Genomic DNA, 15,737 nt, shown 5'->3' with positions numbered 1-15,737 from the left:
TTGCCATCCGGAAATTTTGATTGGTAAATTCAATCGGGTTTATTAACTTGTTTGGAATGAATCGAATTGCCTATCTGACTTTGCTTTTGCTTGCTTTGACGACTTTTGCTTCTTGCGAATTGGAAGAGGCTCCGTTTATTCCGAAAGAAACACCTATCGTTCCACCCGATACCACGATCATTCCGGTCGAGGATTTCCGCAGCAAATTTTGTGGGGATTTTGTCTTTACTTCCTGTCCTTGGATTACCTCCGAGGGCAATTACTACTTCGGAGATACAGTGACCTACATTGGAACAATCTCCAAATTGGAAAGATTGGGCAGCCTTTTAAAGATCCGTTACCGATCTGGAAATGGTCGAATACCGTGCCCTAACGCACCTGTTGATGCATTTATTCATCCCACGGTTCAACCTGATGGCATTCTAAAATATCCCGAATTCATGTGCGGTAACCACAGTACATTTGGCGGAACCTTTCTTGGAATAGATATTGTGAATTTCGATTTCGGAATGGGGGGTAATGGATGGCAAGAGGGACATCGCGTTCATGGTGAAAGGATTCGTTAGACCTCTACATAGAAAATGACGCTCACTTTCAACAGTTTGCACCTCGACCGATTGTTACCGAAACTTGCATGATGAAATGCTTTGGAAAAATCAAGGAACTGGGGAGAAGACCTTTGCTGAATGCAGCGATCGCTTCGCTTCTGATGGCCATTTTTTCGATGCCCCAACCGACATTCGCCCAGTCCAAGCCAATTCCCGTCACCATTTCGGTGTTCAATGAAGCCACCGCCCTCCCCTTTACGCGGTTTTTCACGACGCCCATTCATCCTGGGATTCAATTGGGTACCGAATGGAACTACAAACAGGGCGCACATGGAAGGCTTTTCCAAACTGCGAATGTCTTTTATTTCTACCACCGCCACCTAGCCCAAGCCGTCGGCGTTCATAGCGAATTGGCGTATGAATACCGTTTCAAACCGGGGATTGCCCTTCAAGGAATGTTGGGAATCGGCTACATGCATTCTTTTCGCACAGCACCGGAATTTGATTTCGTCAATGGTGAATATGTCACCAAAAAAGACGCGGGAAGTGCGCGGCTATATCCTTCATTGTCAATGGATATTGGGTATTATTTGCAAAAAGAAAATGTCCATTCGCCCAAAATATTCTTGCGCTATCAGTCTTGGGTGGAATTTCCGTATTCGCCGGGCTTCATTCCCGTGATGACCCATATCAACCTGCATTTGGGAGCCAAATTTTTCCTGTTCTCCAAAGCCAATTCCCATGAATAAGTACCTCTTACTCCTATTGGTAAGCTTGTTGGTTTTGGCCTCCTGCGAAAAGGGCGAAGACCTTCAACCTGATTTCTACGAATGCCAATTGGGTTTTGCAGACAGCAGCCAAGTTCATCCCTCCCACATTCAATATCAGGCACTTCTGGACGACATTGCAGCGCAAGGCGTCGTCGGAATTTCGATGGCAGTGTATCAACCGCAAACGGGTATGTGGACCGGCAGCAGCGGCAAAGCTGACTTGCACAATGACGTCGCGCTACAACCCTGCAATCGCTTGCGCGTGGGTTCGACAGTAAAAATGGTGACGGCCGTGACGGTTTTGATGCTGATGGAAGAGGGGAAATTGGGGCTAGACGACAAAATCTCGGACTATTTGCAGGGAGACGTCATCGACAAAATTGAAAATGCAGATCAAGCGACGATCCGACAATTGCTCAACCATTCGAGCGGGATCTACAATTACATTCAGAATCTGACGTTTCAGACGGCATCGCTCAATGACCTGATCCGCGAATGGCAACCGGAGGACCTGCTGCATTATGCCTACGGTCAATCCGCCTACTTTGCCCCCGGCGAGGATGTGCGGTACTCGAACACGGGATATATTATGCTGGGAATGCTGATCGAAGCCATTGAAGGAAAGCCATTTGGCGATGTCTTCGAAGAAAAAATCTTCGCGCCGCTTGGCATGTACCAAACGCGTTTCGCAGCCAAAGATCCTGTTCCCGACGGCATTGCCCGTGGCTATGTGGACTTTTACAGCAATCTCCAAGTCATTGAAAGCACCTATTTCAGCGGATGGGATTATTATACCGCCGACGGTGGCTTGATTTCAAATCCGTACGAAATGAACCTGTTTTTACAAGCAGTTACAAGTGGAGCTTTGCTCAGTCCGACTACCATGCAGGAAATGATGACATGGACAGCACCCAAGGACCTTGATCCGGCCTTCTTTCCCATTTCCTACGGACTTGGCATCTTCAAAATCGACACCCCTAGGGGAGAAGCCTACCTACACAGTGGCGATGCCATCGGGTATTACGCCAACATGGTTCATTTCCCGGCAGACAGCACCACGATCGTCTATGCCGTCAACAGCAACTATGGCAAAATCGATGAATTTGTATCGACGAAAACGGCGATGGAGAAGGTGTTTGGGGTGGTTTTGGACTAAATTTCAGAGCAATATAAAAATTCACAAGATGCGATTACTTTGCCCATTTTTGATTTTCCTTCTGATAATTCCGATTCAAATGGTGGCTCAAACGCTTGAGTATTCGATTCCCCCGAGCTGCAAAGGCGAAGTCAGTAAAAAGGACTATCAAACAATTGCTGAACTCGCCCTTCCGATCATTACGAAACGATTTGAAATCAAGAGTTTGAAAGGCGGAACGATTACGCTCAAACCAGGCCAGGCCCTTCAGGCAATCAATCTTGACAATTTAGTTTTGAAATGTGTTGCCGAAACCGATAGGAATCAATGGAAGGCCATTGTCCAAACGCATTTTGAGCAAGGATTCGCATCGCTTGACAATCAGAATGCATTGAATTTGACAGACTTTGAGTCCATGAAGCCACATCTCAGCTTGCGAATTTACCCAAAGCTTTGGATAGATTCGCGTGGAGGTCCATCCCTTTTCGTGACGCGAGTGGATTTGGAAGGAACATATACCTTGTTGATGTTGGATTTACCGACGACTTTCGCGCCTGTCATGCAAAAGACATTTGTAGAATGGAAAGAATCGGCAGACACAGCATTTGAAATTGCCCAAGGACATGTCAACGAAAAGCAAATTGACAAGGTCACTAAAACCTTCGATAACAATGGTGCAGCATTTGAAATGACTCTCCTCGGCAACGAGGACTACGCAGCAAGCTTTGCACTGGACCTTGTGCATACCATGCCGGAGTTGGTGGGAGAATGGGGATCGGTAGTCGCAATTCCTAACAAAGGGCTCGTCAACGTTTGCAAAATCAGCCCTCAAGTACCTGTGGACTTTGTCAACTTCATTCAGAAAACGATGCCTGTGATTCAAGCCTCTTATAAGGATCACCCACAAGGTATTTCTCCAGATTATTTTTGGTATTTCGATGGCAAGTTCACTAAGGTAGCCGTGCTTCAGTCGCCAAACGGAGGTATTAATGTCATTTCACCAGAAGGCTTGACCAAATTGATGGGTGAAAAATAAATGGACCAAAGCTCATATAGGCTTGGATCAATTCGGCAACAGAAACTAAATGAGTACCATTCTCATTCGAACCAATTAGGTAATCCAAAGTCACTTTTCAACCGAACATACCCTCCTAGCACCTGCGATAATTCGGCTAAAACGGCTCATTTGGTCGGAATAGGGAAGATTTCCAATCATCGCATCTTGAAGCCGAATATCGTTCAAGATTGAAAAGAACCGTCCCGTCAAATATTCGCGTACCTCATCTTCTGCAGAGAGGACCAATTCTGGCCAATCTGAACGACTATCGAGCATCGTAACAATATCTTCAAGATCATGGCTAAGTCTGGGATCCTTCATTCCTCGGTCAATGAAAGCTGCGAATTTGGCCGCAAGGAAATATGGAAATTCAAGAATTCTAAATTGGCGACCATACGCTTCCTTTAGTTCAGCTCGCGGATAACCCAATGCTAACCATCGGTTGCTTGGAGCCCAACCAATGGCATTTGTTGACAACACATCTACAATCACTTCATCCAATCTAAACCTGCAAACGACGTCATCCTCCATGGATTGGTAGAATCCATTTCGAAATAATTCGTTTGCAAAGGCGTCGAGCTCACCAAAGGTTATTGCATGCATAACAATGTCGACATCCCTCGTTGGCCGTATCTCCTGATGTGAAAGCGTTCGGTCGCAATACAATTCCACTACCGCTCCTCCAACGAGCACAACGCTATTTGCGAGGCTACCAAGAGCATCCAAAACCCTCAAAATCATGCGATGGTTGGGATGTTCCATATCACTTTTTCTAGGATTTGAGCCGCGAGGTTTCTTTCTCGGACCTGTCCAACACGCAAAGACTCGACAAGCGCGAGCAATTCGTACAACTTCGAATCTCTCATCGCTGCTTGTGGCACAGATGGGATTAGCGGAATAATGGAAGGGCCAAACTTTGTTCCATCTGGGTATTGCCAAACATAAACCACATTGCTCGCAACCAAGCTGTCTAAAGGAGGTGCAGAATGCGCTGTGGAAATTCCGCCAGCAGAAGGGCCAAAAACGGCTGGAAAAACATATTTCAAGCCATGCACCAAGAACTCGAGGACATTGTCACGCATCACGCGTCGCTTGTCCTTTGCGATCAAGCCTGCAAGTGAACTCCGCTCCAACGACTCTGTAACTTCGCTAGGGCTGATCGCCAAACTCAATGCGATATCCTTCATTTTCCAATCTGGAACGTTCAAAGCCATAATCTTCAATAAGATCACGATGTCCTGCGGTCGCATTCCGTTGTGCTTTCTCATATCAATTCGCAATTTGCAAATTCAAAACTAATGAACTCCGCGGATATATCAAAGCACGAATCCACAGAGCTTTACACGATTCGCTCTTTCACCAAGGTATCGATCACTATTGCCGAACCACCCTTTTGACCATCCGCTTTCCCGCGTTTTGAATCACGACAAAATAGACAGAAGCTTCGAAGTTTCCCATTTCAAAGTGCCATTCCGAATTTCCGTGTGTGGATTCCGAATGGAGCAAGCGCCCCATCATATCGTACAGTTCCACAGTCACTTTGCCCTTCAAATCCCGAAGATCGATCCACAACTCGTCCTGAAATGGATTGGGCGAAATCGATACATCTGCTGCCCGAGCGTCCTCGTTTCCTCCTAGAACGGTGCAGTTTTCATCGATGAGGACTGGCACGCCATCGGTCGCTTGGAAGGTATAGGCCTTCAGTTTGAGTTTCATTGCACCCACTGTGTCGCTTTCTACACTCACCCAAGCATAATACGTCTCACTGAAAGTGGCATATCGCAAACAAACGTACTTACAATCAAATGGTTGTGCATTGTAGCTTGCATAATTTGATCCTTCGTAACGTATGGCGCCCCAAAGTGGGTTGTCTGGATTGGTCGCCCAATAGCCGCTATTGGGGCCGACGGTGTCCCCCACGCTCAAGAGTTTGGCCATATGCGGAAATGCGGTATCCACTAAAACCTGATGCGGTCCGCCATTGACATCCATGATGATCGCATCGTAAGCTCCAAAGGCACCGGAATCCGCCGTCACATATTGCACCGAGTAAAAATAGGTGGGCGAAAGGTCGTGCCAATCCAAGACCATGGACCATTGATAGTCCCGTCCAATGAATTCGCCATTGCCGAACGAATGAAGAACTACTTGGGCTGGCAAACAATTCATCAAAACAAGGAAGAAAAGCAGCAGTACATGTTTCATTCTTATGCCGTTAACATACAAATGTGTCGAATTTCACTGGTTTTCCATATCTTAGTGCTCGAAAATACTGGGTTATGAGAAAATTTGTCCTGCTGTTTTGGTTTCTCTTCGCTTGCCTCCTGCTTGGCGCACAGACGGTGGTCACCGTCGGTCCTTACCTTCAATCGCCCACGCCAAATTCGATCAAGATCAAGTGGCGCAGTGATGTGGCGGCGACCTCCAAGGTGATGTACGGAACTTCGCCTACGAGCCTTACCCAAACTGCAACCGATCCCGCCTCAACCACTTGGCATACCGTTACCGTCACGGGGTTGTCGCCTGCAACGCGCTATTATTACGCGATTTACAACGATACGACCTTCGCGGAAGGCGGTGATTTGGAGCACACATTCAGGACTTTCCCGACATCGGGCAGCGACGAGCACGTACGCGCATGGGTCATCGGCGACTTTGGCAAAGGAAACGACAAGCAGCAGCGTGTACGTGATTCCTATCTTTCATTCGAAGCCAATCAAACGGAAGAAACCGACTTGTGGCTTTGGATGGGCGACAATGTCTATGACGACGGCCTCGAATCCGAGTACCTGACTAAGGTTTTTGACTCCGTTTGGGGATATCAACACATGATGAAACGGCTTCCGTTCGAACCATGCCCAGGAAATCACGACTACAATACGATTTCTCCCGTGCAGTCCCCTACCCCGCCGTTGACGCATTCGGGGCCTTATTATGACTTGGTGGATGTGTATCAAAATGCTGAAGCCGGTGGCGTCGCTTCCGGCCACGAATTGTTCTATTCCTACGATTACGGCGATGTCCACTTTGTCTCGCTCAACTCCGAATTGGGTTCTCTTTTTAATTCGGCAGATGATTGGATCGGAATTTATCTTTTCGGCAGCTTCAATGGTTCTCCGATGACGCAATGGCTCCATCAGGATCTGACGGCCAATACGAAACCTTGGACCGTCGTTTATTTCCATCAGCCACCTTATACCGACGGTTCACATGATGCAGGCTCGTTTTGGGAAGTTTTCATGCAAGCGATGCGCGAAAATTTCGCTGAGATTTGGGAGCAATATGGTGTGGATTTGGTCCTTTGCGGACACTCGCACGTCTACGAACGCAGTTATTTGGTTAAAGGCGCATACAGCGATGCCTCTCAAATCACACAAGCCAATATCATCCAAGGCACAAGCGGCGTGGATTCGATTGGCGAAGCCTATACAAAATATACCCAAGGTCCGGGCGCAAATACTGGAACAGTCTATGTGGTACAGGGCAATTCGGCGAGCGTCGATGATGCGCCTGGCTTTACCCACCCCTACATGGTCGCCGAATATGGCTGCGATACTTGTGCGGGATCCTTCATCCTCGACGTCGACAGTAACCGCCTGGATGGCAGGCATATCGACATGAATGGCAATGTCATTGACCACTTCACCATCCTCAAAACCTTTGGTCCTGTAACGGCCGAAGTTCCGGAACCGGCAATGGATATGACCGTAGGCCCGAATCCGTTTACCAACACGACGAAGGTAAATTTTGAGCTTGCTGAGCCTGCAAATACCGCCATTCGGTTGACCGATGCGACCGGAAAAAGTTTGTTGGTCTTCGAAGGAATACTCCAAAAAGGAAGACAATCCATTTTGGTGGATGGCGCAAAATTGAAACTTGCCGCGGGTGTCTACATTTTGGAAGTCCGTGCCGGCGAACACAAGGCAGCCCGATCGGTGCAGTTTCAATAGCAAAATTTGACTCCAAAGTCTGCGTTTCGCAGGTTCGAATTCTCCGAATGTGGCCAATCTTCTGAAAGCGATTGTGAGCATTCTCTGAGTGGACGGCGATTGTGGTCGTAGTGATCTATTGCTTAGGGCAAAGGAAGATCTGGAAAAGTGATGCCACGCCAAAGCCTTGCACCAAGTCACCTTTCAAAAAGATCGGATGCAATAGCGCTGATGGGCGGCGTCCGACACAAAACGGAAAAAATCCCGATGCTATTCTGTCGTGGATGGGGCCACGCTCAAAGAACTGTTTGCTGACTTTTTGGAAGGCTGGGCAGGTGCTGGAATCCGTACGCTAGCTCACTTGCAACGCAGGTTTCTTTGGGGCATCATTCTGGAAATGAATTCAATAGGCAAAAACCCTTGATCGTCAAGCTTCGAAAGGGTGGCTGGGATGCTTGTCTTTGAAAAACGGATCGGTAAACTGGAAATTCAGAGCTGGCAGCCTCCATTCACTGAAATATTTCCAAAGCAACTCGTCTTAACAGGGTCAATCTTTCCTAATTCGCCTTTACCAGGCTTTGGTATCAACCAGAAAATACGTAGCGCAAATTCTTGAATGACGACCGATCAAATCATTCTGAAAGCGATTTGTGACCATTCTCCTGAATGGACGAAACGCTACATTGATCCTCTGCTGGAATGGGGCAATTGGGAAGGCGCCTACATGCCCATGATGGACATCGGTTCCGAAATGGCCTACAACCTCGCGCATGGCAAGGATTTACAAGTCATTCGAAATGTCTTTGCGACGTTGGAAACCTTGATTCCGCAATACAAGGGAAATATCGAAGTCAGTTCGTTGCTGGGCTTGGGCTTGTTTTCTGCGATTGAAGTCCGAATCAGGACAAGCGACCCTGATTTAATAGAAAAATACATGGGGCCGAATGTACTCCAAGCCTGGGGAGATTATATTTCGGCTTATGGTGGGAAAACGGTGCGAAAACTGAGCCAATTGCGACGTTTGCTTGTTTTGGACGGTGTACGTTCGATTCGCATAGTTTACGGGAGGAAAGCGCCAAAGTCTGAAATCAGCATCACATCGGAGATGTACCATGCGTTTCCGAGAATGCTCTATGACAAGGACTTCGGCAAACTTGATGTAGAAACCGAGATCGAAATGGGACTGAATGAACCTTTTGCCGAAGTGTTTTTCGAAGTCACCAATTCGGCCCATCCAAAGGAGCTCCTGATCGGCAACCGGGTCAAGGACGATGAATTTCCCCGCTTTGCAAGCTACGAGATGTTGCATTGAAAATCCACAAACAGTTGTAGATTCGGGGGCTGATTTGAACTTCATGGCTCATCTGAAAAAACAACCCGAAAGAAAAGGGGTGTTCCTAGAGGGGGACCAAGTTAAACGCCAGAAAAAAGAAAAAAAGAAAATTGGTTGTTCGGGGCGCACACTGATTGTGAACCTTGAAGCGTATTTGCTGCAGTTGTTGGAGGAGTAGGTGCCTTTTGGGGTTGCTCAAAACGGCAACCGAGACAAATCCACATTCCCGCCAGATATGATGATGCCGACACGTTTGCCTTTGACATCAAGCTTTCCCTCCAGCAAACAAGCTAAAGGCACCGCCGAACTCGGTTCGATCACGATTTTCATGCGTTCCCAAACGAGACGCATGGCTTGCACCATGGCTTCTTCGGAACAGGTAATCACCTGATCGACATACTGAAACAGAATTTCCCGGTTGCGTTCGCCGACGGAGGTGAGCAAGCCATCGGCGAGGGTCTTGGGATTTTGGCTGGGATACGGAACGCGGTCCCGAAACGAACGGAAGGCATCGTCGGCGCCGTCGGGTTCGCAGGCAATTGCCTTGGTCGTTGGTGAAAAATAGGCCGCTGCCAAGGCAGTCCCGCCCATCAATCCGCCGCCGCCAATCGGGGCGAGGATGAAATCCAAATCAGGCTGATCCTCCATCAATTCCATGGCTGCAGTGCCTTGACCGGCGATGATGCGGTCATCGTCGTAAGGATGCACGAAGGCCGCCCCGGTCTCTGCCATGACTTTTGCAGCCATCGCTTCGCGGGCGGCTTGATTGGGTTCACATTCGAAGATTTGGGCACCGTAGGCTGCCACAGCAGCCTTTTTGACTGCCGAACTCGTGCTCGGCATCACAATATAAGCAGGAATTCCAAGTGCGCGCGCTGCATACGCGACCGCCTGCGCGTGATTGCCCGAGCTATGCGTGCAGGCCCCTCCGCGCAATTCCTCCGCCGACAAGGAACGCAAAGCATTCGTCGCTCCCCGAATCTTAAATGCGCCGATTTTCTGCAAATTCTCGCATTTGAAAAACAATTCCGCGCCCAACGTCGCATTGACCAAAGTCGATGTCATCACCGGCGTGCGATGAATCAGCGGCGCGATGCGCGCGTGGGCCGACAACATATCTTGTTTAGAAACCATCCTATTGAATTGAGAATTGAGAATTGAGAATTGAGAATTCAAAATTGAGAACTGCGAAGCAACTGCGCAGCACATCACGAAGACCTTTCAAAAAAGACAACACTGAGTAAATCAGCGAAGCTAATGAAAAATAGCAATTATCGAGACAACTCTGGGTGACATAGAGGTCGGAAATTCCTTATCAGCAAATTTCCCAAAGGAACGTTGATAAGCGCTTCGGGGCACTCGATTAGCTGCGCTGAACCGTTCGGGTTTTCTGCATGATTGCTTCGCAATTGGCTTCGCCGATCTTCGATTCTCCATTTTCCATTATTAATTCTCCATTGTTTCTCCGTTTTCATCGATCCAGCGGTAAATTCCCTTTTCTTTGACTTCCGCTTTGCCATTTTGAAAGTTGAAGGGGCGGTCGAATCTTGGCTCGATCACCCATTTGCCTTTGACATCCATCATTCCCCAGTTGCGGAGTTCCAGGCAGGAATAGTTTTCCAAGCCGGGACTGTAGGCGGGAAAGCAGAAAACGGGTTCGCCCGCCAAAGTATCTGCAAAAATTTTACAATTGTTCACCATGGGAGTGAGCGTGTCGCCGCGGTCATTGAGCAAGTAGTCCAGATGGCTACGTCCACCGACGATGATAAAATCATGGAAGCACCGAATGTCCGGGCTTTTGCTGGACAAAATATTGCCTTGTAAATCCGCGAGCAGGTAAGTGCTCCCGTCTTTGATGATGACATGGTTGTTGCATTGCACAAAAGAACGGCAATCCTTGATGTCCAAGCGTTTCCAATCTTCATTTTGGAAAATCCAAACGCCATGGGCTTCCCTGCTGAACAGCCATTCGCCTTCTTTGGGATGCTTGGGAAATTCGGGGGAGGGCTTGGGTTGCTGTGCCTTAACTTCAATGCCACAGGTCCATAATACGAGCAAGAGACAGATTCCACTGACCCAATTCCTGAAGGCGCTATTCCACGGATTTCGTCTCACTGTCCTAATCTACGAATTCTCCTGATTCGTTGATCTTTTTGCGTTGGCCGTAGTACAGGACATCTGCGGTACCGTTGATGAATTGGAAAAATGCATCAAATTTGGGCTCAATTCGCCATTTACCGTCCGTATCCATCATGCCCCAGTTTTTGAGTTCGCTACAGGGGATCGGGCCAGATTCGAAGGAATTTACGAATTCAGGGACGCAGAATGCGATTTTTCCTTGAAATTCAATGATTTTTTGGCCCTTGCACATTCGCATATCGATCTCGGCCAACGTTCTTCCTTGGTGGTCAAAAAGAATGAAATTGTCGCCGACTTCCATGGTGGAAATCGAATCATAACATTGAAACTGAAACCGAGCTTGATAATTGGGCTTTGCGGATTTGCCGTTGGCTTTGACAAGTTCCATACTGCCATCTTCAAAATGCAGCAGCAAAAACTTGTGACAAATGGCCGTGCGGGTGCAACGTGCAACGCGAAACATCGACCATTTTGCATTGGTGTAGCGGAAAATACGTTGATCTTTGGTGTTCAAAAACCAATCATTTTCCGCTGCCGAATTGGGCAACTTCTTGCCTTCGGCAAGGTGAATGGGCCCTTGGGAGTAGGACGGAGATGCAGCGAAAGTCAACACAACGGCAATCAAAGCGCCCAAAAAAGTGCAAAAAGACTGTTTTCCTGTTGTTTTCATTCTACGAATTCTCCTTTCTCATTGATCTTGCGCTTTTGGCCGTAATACAGTACCGCTGCAAATCCATTTTGGAAACGGAATGGCCCGTCAAATCGGGGTTCGATGAGCCATTTCCCATTGGCACCCAGCATGCCCCATTGTCTGATTTCTTCACAGTCCAGCATCTGATTCCCAGTGGCTTCCCGTTGCGGCAGGCAGAAACACGCCATGCCTTGGATTGAATCATGGGCTTTCCAATTGGCGCCACAATGCGTTGCATGCAATGTTGCTCCATCGGGCTCATAGAATACGGTAATGCCTGAATACCACACAATCCGCAAGGAATCGCTGCAAGAACAATGGTGATATTCGGTGGCGACTTTGCCAGAGGCGTCCCAGATCGTGCCGATCCCACCACTGCGGATATGCAGGAATCCATGGCAGGGCAGCATTTCTTGAACCGTATCCTCGGAAACTTGTGTCCAAGCGCGGCCCTCGCGGCGCCAGGCGATTTGATTCAAGGTGTCCAGATACCAAGGTTCAGCACCACGTTTCACGGCTGGTTTGCCGCTGCCCAAGAGGATGAGAGGATCCGCCTGACTGAATGCCAGACCATGTAAGATCATCCAGACACACATTAGTCCCAGATTGCGGCGATTCAATTTCATTCCACAAACTCTCCTTTCTCATTGATTTTGCGCTTTTGGCCGTAGTAGATCACCTCTGCAAATCCATTTTGGAAGTGGAATGGGCCGTCGAATTTCGGGGGGATCACCCAATGACCAACTTCATCAATCATGCCCCAAGTTGTGAGCTCCCAGCAAAGCGTACCTGGCAGTTCCTTCGGGAGGTCTGCCACAGAGACAGCCAACCTACCATCCACGATTTCTGGAGGCCCTGCATAGCAACCAGAAAAAGTAGCAAGGGTATCGCCATTCGCCGCAATCAAGAAACCTATTGCCATTCTTCTCCAAGCCAAAGCATAGCCTTCCCCAACAACATACGTATCAATATTTGACAGTAAGGTCTTGCCAGTGGTATCATAGATATACACTCGGCTCTTTGCAGACAATGCCCTTCTTTCTTTGGTGACCATAAATTGTCCACAACGGAAGAGACTATCGCAAAAAGCGATGGTCACCTTTTTCCATTTGATCCCATTATAGACCCAAGCATCTTTCGCAGGATCGCTGAAATGCCATTGGTAGCGCGATGGCTCCGATGGGAATTCGGCTCGAGGTTCAATACTGGCACATTGGGAAAAGGTAGTGCTCCGCAGACAACATGCTAAAACCAATGAAAACAAGGGCAACATCCATTTCTCAGAAGGGTTCTTCATTCCACAAACTCTCCTTTAGCTTCGCTGATCTGAAGATTCTCATTGATCTTGCGCTTTTGGCAGTGGTAGATGACGTCGGCAGTGCCGTCCTTGAATTTGAACGAGGCATCGTAATTGGGTGGAATAAGCCGATGGTCATGATTGTCAATGATCACCATAGCAACAGTGACGATGCTCCATTCACCGCTCCAAGGACCCCAGAGGGGTCTCACCTTTATAGAAAACCAGCGCCCACAATGACTCGACCCCAGCGGGGTCGAACCTTGCACCTTCAACCGATCCTCACAATTCATCCGAAATCCAATTGAAAACATACTCCTCCTTGAATTCGATTTCATATTTCTTCAAAAACCCCAAATACTCTTGTTTGAATGTCATTTTCTTGTGATGCTCCTTCTGGTTCAGGATATATTTTACGATGTTGTCCAGGTGTGAATGGCTGTAAGAAAATACACCGTATCCTTCCTGCCATCTAAACTGGAAATTGGACAATCGCTCGTCTTTGATGAATGTGCTACTGGATTTCTTAACATCGCGCACCAAATCTGATGGGCGACAATCTGGTTTCATTCCGATGAGGAAATGAAGGTGGTCGGGCATGCCATTGATGGCCAACATTTTTTGGCCTTGCTGCTGCACGATTCCTGTGATGTATTTGTGGAGTCTCGCCTCCCATGAAGGTTGAATCAACGCTTCACGGTTCTGGACGGCAAAGACGAAGTGGATATACATTTGGGAAAAGGTGTTGGCCATATTGTTTTCAGATTCTAGCGAAGAATGTGCGATCCGCCACGGCGGATCGTCAAATCGGGATGTCTCACATTTCTATAAAGGTTTGACCCCTCTGGGGTCCTTGGAATACCCAATGTTAGTTTTGAATATAGAGGAAAAATATAGATTTTCATATTCAATGATCTACCTTTTTGAAATTGTTCTACTTTTCAGGGAGAGGGAGAATGTCAGCTTTGGTGCAAGCAGTGAATTCATTATCTGACCGATTCATTCCACAAACTCTCCTTTAGCTTCGCTGATCTGAAGATTCTCATTGATTTTTCTTCGTTGGCCGTAGTAGAGGACATCTGCTGTACCGTTTTCGAAATGGAAGGGTGCGTCGAATTTGGGTTCGATGAGCCATTTTGTGTTCGTATTGGGCATGTAGGCAGCTCCTAGGACCCCAGAGGGGTCTCACCTTTATAGAAAACCAGCGCCCACAATTTCTCGACCCCAGCGGGGTCGAACCTTGCACCTCCAACCGATCCTCACAATTCATCCGAAATCCAACTGAAAACATACTCCTCCTTGAATTCGATTTCATAATTGAATGTCATTTTCTTGTGATGCTCCTTCTGGTTCAGGATATATTGTACGATGTTCTGCAGGTGTGAATGCCTGTATGAAAATACACCGTATCCTTCCTGCCATCTAAACTGGAAATTGGACAATCGCTCGTCTTTGATGAATGCGCTACTGGATTTCTTAACATCGCGCACCAAATCTGATGGGCGACAATCTGGTTTCATTCCGATGAGGAAATGAAGGTGGTCGGGCATGCCATTGATGGCCAACATTTTTTGGCCTTGCTGCTGCACGATTCCTGTGATGTATTTGTGGAGTCTCGCCTCCCATGAAGGTTGAATCAACGCTTCACGGTTTTGGACGGCAAAGACGAAGTGGATATACATTTGGGAAAAGGTGTTGGCCATATTGTTTTCAGATTTTAGCGGAGAATGTGCGACCCCGCTGGGGTCGTTAAATCGGGATGTTTCACTTTTCTATAAAGGTTTGACCCCTCTGGGGTCCTTGGAATACCCTATGGTAATCTGAAAGATAGAAGAAAGATATCGATTTCCATATTCAATGATCTACCTTTTTTGAAATTGTTCTACTTTTCAGGGAGAGGGAGAATGTCAGCTTTGGTGCAAGCAGTGAATTCATTATCTGACCGATTCATTCCACAAACTCTCCTTTAGCTTCGCTGATCTGAAGATTCTCATTGATTTTTCTTCGTTGGCCGTAGTAGAGGACATCTGCTGTACCGTTTTCGAAATGGAAGGGTGCGTCGAATTTGGGTTCGATGAACCATTTTGTGTTCGTATTGGGCATGTAGGCAGCGCTCCTAGGACCCCAGAGGGGTCTCACCTTTATAGAAAACCAGCGCCCACAATGACTCGACCCCAGCGGGGTCGAACCTTGCACCTTCAACCGATCCTCACAATTCATCCGAAATCCAATTGAAAACATACTCCTCCTTGAATTCGATTTCATATTTCTTCAAAAACCCCCAAATACTCTTGTTTGAATGTCATTTTCTTGTGATGCTCCTTTTGGTTCAGAATATATTTTACGATGTTGTCCAAGTGAATGGCTGAAGAAAATACACCTGTATCCTTCCTGCCATCTAAACTGGAAATTGGACAATCGCTCGTCTTTGATGAATGTGCTATGGATTTCTTAACATCGCGCACCAAATCAGATGGGCGACAATCTGGTTTCATTCCGATAAGGAAATGAAGGTCGTCGGGCATGCCATTGATGGCCAACATTTTTTGGCCTTGCTGCTGCACGATTCCTGTGATGTATTTGTGGAGTCTCGCCTCCCATGAAGGTTGAATCAACGCTTCACGGTTCTGGACGGCAAAGACGAAGTGGATATACATTTGGGAAAAGGTGTTGGCCATATTGTTTTCAAATTTTAGCGGAGAATGTGCGACCCCCGCTGGGTCGTTAAACCGGGATGTCTCACATTCCTATAAAGGTTTGACCCCTCTGGGGTCCTTGGAATACCCAATGTCAGTTTTGAATATAGAGGAAAAATATCGATTTTCAACAACATTGATC

20 protein-coding genes and 1 pseudogene are annotated in these 15,737 nt (G+C 47.5%); 7 read left to right on the top strand and 14 right to left on the bottom strand.

The window, feature by feature from the left end; all coding sequences use genetic code 11:
- Positions 1–56: 56 nt before the first annotated feature.
- The 4 genes from IPN95_23575 to IPN95_23560 all read left to right on the top strand — a co-directional run bounded on the left by IPN95_23575 (position 57) and on the right by IPN95_23560 (position 3,489).
- On the top strand, positions 57–566 hold the full coding sequence (locus IPN95_23575; GenBank protein ID MBK9452346.1) for a hypothetical protein: 510 nt from the start codon (positions 57–59) through the stop codon (positions 564–566).
- A gap of 71 nt (positions 567–637) precedes the next feature.
- Positions 638–1,297, top strand: coding sequence for a hypothetical protein (locus IPN95_23570; GenBank protein ID MBK9452345.1), 660 nt, complete (start codon positions 638–640; stop codon positions 1,295–1,297).
- Positions 1,290–2,474, top strand: coding sequence for a beta-lactamase family protein (locus IPN95_23565; GenBank protein MBK9452344.1), 1,185 nt, complete (start codon positions 1,290–1,292; stop codon positions 2,472–2,474). The genes IPN95_23570 and IPN95_23565 overlap by 8 nt, the downstream gene beginning before the upstream one ends.
- On the top strand, positions 2,386–3,489 hold the full coding sequence (locus tag IPN95_23560) for a hypothetical protein (GenBank protein ID MBK9452343.1): 1,104 nt from the start codon (positions 2,386–2,388) through the stop codon (positions 3,487–3,489). Before IPN95_23565 ends, IPN95_23560 begins: the two co-directional genes overlap by 89 nt.
- Before the next feature lie 90 nt (positions 3,490–3,579).
- Here IPN95_23560 and IPN95_23555 read toward each other — a convergent pair whose 3' ends face one another.
- The 3 genes from IPN95_23555 to IPN95_23545 form a co-directional block, all read right to left on the bottom strand.
- Complete coding sequence (locus tag IPN95_23555) at positions 3,580–4,272, bottom strand: hypothetical protein (GenBank protein MBK9452342.1); 693 nt, start codon at positions 4,270–4,272, stop codon at positions 3,580–3,582.
- Entirely contained in the window at positions 4,248–4,778 is a 531-nt protein-coding gene (locus IPN95_23550; GenBank protein ID MBK9452341.1) for a hypothetical protein, read from the bottom strand. The genes IPN95_23555 and IPN95_23550 overlap by 25 nt, the downstream gene beginning before the upstream one ends.
- A 106-nt stretch (positions 4,779–4,884) precedes the next feature.
- Positions 4,885–5,715 (bottom strand): T9SS type A sorting domain-containing protein, encoded by an 831-nt coding sequence (locus tag IPN95_23545; protein MBK9452340.1) that lies wholly within the window; start codon positions 5,713–5,715, stop codon positions 4,885–4,887.
- A 74-nt stretch (positions 5,716–5,789) separates the two neighbouring features.
- On the opposite strand from IPN95_23545, the gene IPN95_23540 reads away from it, so the two are divergent.
- The 3 genes from IPN95_23540 (at position 5,790) to IPN95_23530 (ending at position 8,950) form a co-directional block, all read left to right on the top strand.
- Positions 5,790–7,460 (top strand): metallophosphoesterase, encoded by a 1,671-nt coding sequence (locus IPN95_23540; protein MBK9452339.1) that lies wholly within the window; start codon positions 5,790–5,792, stop codon positions 7,458–7,460.
- Positions 7,461–8,055: 595 nt separating this feature from the next.
- Complete coding sequence (locus IPN95_23535) at positions 8,056–8,751, top strand: hypothetical protein (protein MBK9452338.1); 696 nt, start codon at positions 8,056–8,058, stop codon at positions 8,749–8,751.
- Between the two features lie 43 nt (positions 8,752–8,794).
- Positions 8,795–8,950, top strand: coding sequence for a hypothetical protein (locus IPN95_23530; GenBank protein MBK9452337.1), 156 nt, complete (start codon positions 8,795–8,797; stop codon positions 8,948–8,950).
- A 17-nt stretch (positions 8,951–8,967) separates the two neighbouring features.
- Here the strand turns inward: IPN95_23530 and IPN95_23525 are convergent, their stop codons facing one another.
- From IPN95_23525 to tnpA (IPN95_23475), 11 genes and pseudogenes are all read right to left on the bottom strand, one after another.
- Positions 8,968–9,906 (bottom strand): pyridoxal-phosphate dependent enzyme, encoded by a 939-nt coding sequence (locus IPN95_23525; GenBank protein MBK9452336.1) that lies wholly within the window; start codon positions 9,904–9,906, stop codon positions 8,968–8,970.
- Positions 9,907–10,218: 312 nt separating this feature from the next.
- Positions 10,219–10,887 (bottom strand): WG repeat-containing protein, encoded by a 669-nt coding sequence (locus IPN95_23520; GenBank protein ID MBK9452335.1) that lies wholly within the window; start codon positions 10,885–10,887, stop codon positions 10,219–10,221.
- Positions 10,888–10,891: 4 nt separating this feature from the next.
- A complete protein-coding gene (locus tag IPN95_23515) occupies positions 10,892–11,581 on the bottom strand; it encodes a WG repeat-containing protein (GenBank protein MBK9452334.1) in 690 nt (229 codons plus the stop codon).
- Positions 11,578–12,228: a WG repeat-containing protein gene (locus tag IPN95_23510; GenBank protein MBK9452333.1), complete on the bottom strand. Its 651-nt coding sequence runs from the start codon at positions 12,226–12,228 to the stop codon at positions 11,578–11,580. The genes IPN95_23515 and IPN95_23510 overlap by 4 nt, the downstream gene beginning before the upstream one ends.
- Positions 12,225–12,866: a WG repeat-containing protein gene (locus IPN95_23505; GenBank protein ID MBK9452332.1), complete on the bottom strand. Its 642-nt coding sequence runs from the start codon at positions 12,864–12,866 to the stop codon at positions 12,225–12,227. The genes IPN95_23510 and IPN95_23505 overlap by 4 nt, the downstream gene beginning before the upstream one ends.
- A 29-nt stretch (positions 12,867–12,895) precedes the next feature.
- Complete coding sequence (locus IPN95_23500; protein MBK9452331.1) at positions 12,896–13,111, bottom strand: hypothetical protein; 216 nt, start codon at positions 13,109–13,111, stop codon at positions 12,896–12,898.
- A gap of 70 nt (positions 13,112–13,181) precedes the next feature.
- Entirely contained in the window at positions 13,182–13,652 is a 471-nt protein-coding gene (gene tnpA, locus IPN95_23495; protein ID MBK9452330.1) for an IS200/IS605 family transposase, read from the bottom strand.
- A gap of 246 nt (positions 13,653–13,898) precedes the next feature.
- Positions 13,899–14,054, bottom strand: a complete 156-nt coding sequence (locus IPN95_23490) for a hypothetical protein (GenBank protein MBK9452329.1) — start codon at positions 14,052–14,054, stop codon at positions 13,899–13,901.
- Positions 14,055–14,158: 104 nt separating this feature from the next.
- A complete protein-coding gene (tnpA, locus tag IPN95_23485) occupies positions 14,159–14,602 on the bottom strand; it encodes an IS200/IS605 family transposase (GenBank protein ID MBK9452328.1) in 444 nt (147 codons plus the stop codon).
- A gap of 244 nt (positions 14,603–14,846) precedes the next feature.
- Positions 14,847–15,002 carry a hypothetical protein gene (locus tag IPN95_23480; GenBank protein ID MBK9452327.1) on the bottom strand — a complete coding sequence of 52 codons (156 nt, stop codon included), beginning with the start codon at positions 15,000–15,002 and terminating at the stop codon, positions 14,847–14,849.
- A gap of 106 nt (positions 15,003–15,108) precedes the next feature.
- Positions 15,109–15,577: pseudogene (tnpA, locus tag IPN95_23475) on the bottom strand (IS200/IS605 family transposase).
- Positions 15,578–15,737 lie beyond the last annotated feature (160 nt).

Source organism: Bacteroidota bacterium, from assembly GCA_016718825.1.
In the GTDB taxonomy this organism is placed as follows: domain Bacteria; phylum Bacteroidota; class Bacteroidia; order J057; family JADKCL01; genus JADKCL01.
Note: the sequence above shows the minus strand (reverse complement) of the source record. Positions and strands in the feature narration are given on the sequence as shown.

Coding starts and splice junctions, on each gene's coding strand:
- IPN95_23575 (MBK9452346.1), top strand. CDS start 57: ATGAATCGAATTGCCTATCTGACTTTGCTTTTGCTTGCTTTGACGACT.
- IPN95_23570 (MBK9452345.1), top strand. CDS start 638: ATGAAATGCTTTGGAAAAATCAAGGAACTGGGGAGAAGACCTTTGCTG.
- IPN95_23565 (MBK9452344.1), top strand. CDS start 1,290: ATGAATAAGTACCTCTTACTCCTATTGGTAAGCTTGTTGGTTTTGGCC.
- IPN95_23560 (MBK9452343.1), top strand. CDS start 2,386: ATGCCGTCAACAGCAACTATGGCAAAATCGATGAATTTGTATCGACGA.
- IPN95_23555 (MBK9452342.1), bottom strand. CDS start 4,272: ATGGAACATCCCAACCATCGCATGATTTTGAGGGTTTTGGATGCTCTT.
- IPN95_23550 (MBK9452341.1), bottom strand. CDS start 4,778: ATGAGAAAGCACAACGGAATGCGACCGCAGGACATCGTGATCTTATTG.
- IPN95_23545 (MBK9452340.1), bottom strand. CDS start 5,715: ATGAAACATGTACTGCTGCTTTTCTTCCTTGTTTTGATGAATTGTTTG.
- IPN95_23540 (MBK9452339.1), top strand. CDS start 5,790: ATGAGAAAATTTGTCCTGCTGTTTTGGTTTCTCTTCGCTTGCCTCCTG.
- IPN95_23535 (MBK9452338.1), top strand. CDS start 8,056: ATGACGACCGATCAAATCATTCTGAAAGCGATTTGTGACCATTCTCCT.
- IPN95_23530 (MBK9452337.1), top strand. CDS start 8,795: ATGGCTCATCTGAAAAAACAACCCGAAAGAAAAGGGGTGTTCCTAGAG.
- IPN95_23525 (MBK9452336.1), bottom strand. CDS start 9,906: ATGGTTTCTAAACAAGATATGTTGTCGGCCCACGCGCGCATCGCGCCG.
- IPN95_23515 (MBK9452334.1), bottom strand. CDS start 11,581: ATGAAAACAACAGGAAAACAGTCTTTTTGCACTTTTTTGGGCGCTTTG.
- IPN95_23510 (MBK9452333.1), bottom strand. CDS start 12,228: ATGAAATTGAATCGCCGCAATCTGGGACTAATGTGTGTCTGGATGATC.
- tnpA (MBK9452330.1), bottom strand. CDS start 13,652: ATGGCCAACACCTTTTCCCAAATGTATATCCACTTCGTCTTTGCCGTC.
- IPN95_23490 (MBK9452329.1), bottom strand. CDS start 14,054: ATGCCCAATACGAACACAAAATGGCTCATCGAACCCAAATTCGACGCA.
- tnpA (MBK9452328.1), bottom strand. CDS start 14,602: ATGGCCAACACCTTTTCCCAAATGTATATCCACTTCGTCTTTGCCGTC.
- IPN95_23480 (MBK9452327.1), bottom strand. CDS start 15,002: ATGCCCAATACGAACACAAAATGGTTCATCGAACCCAAATTCGACGCA.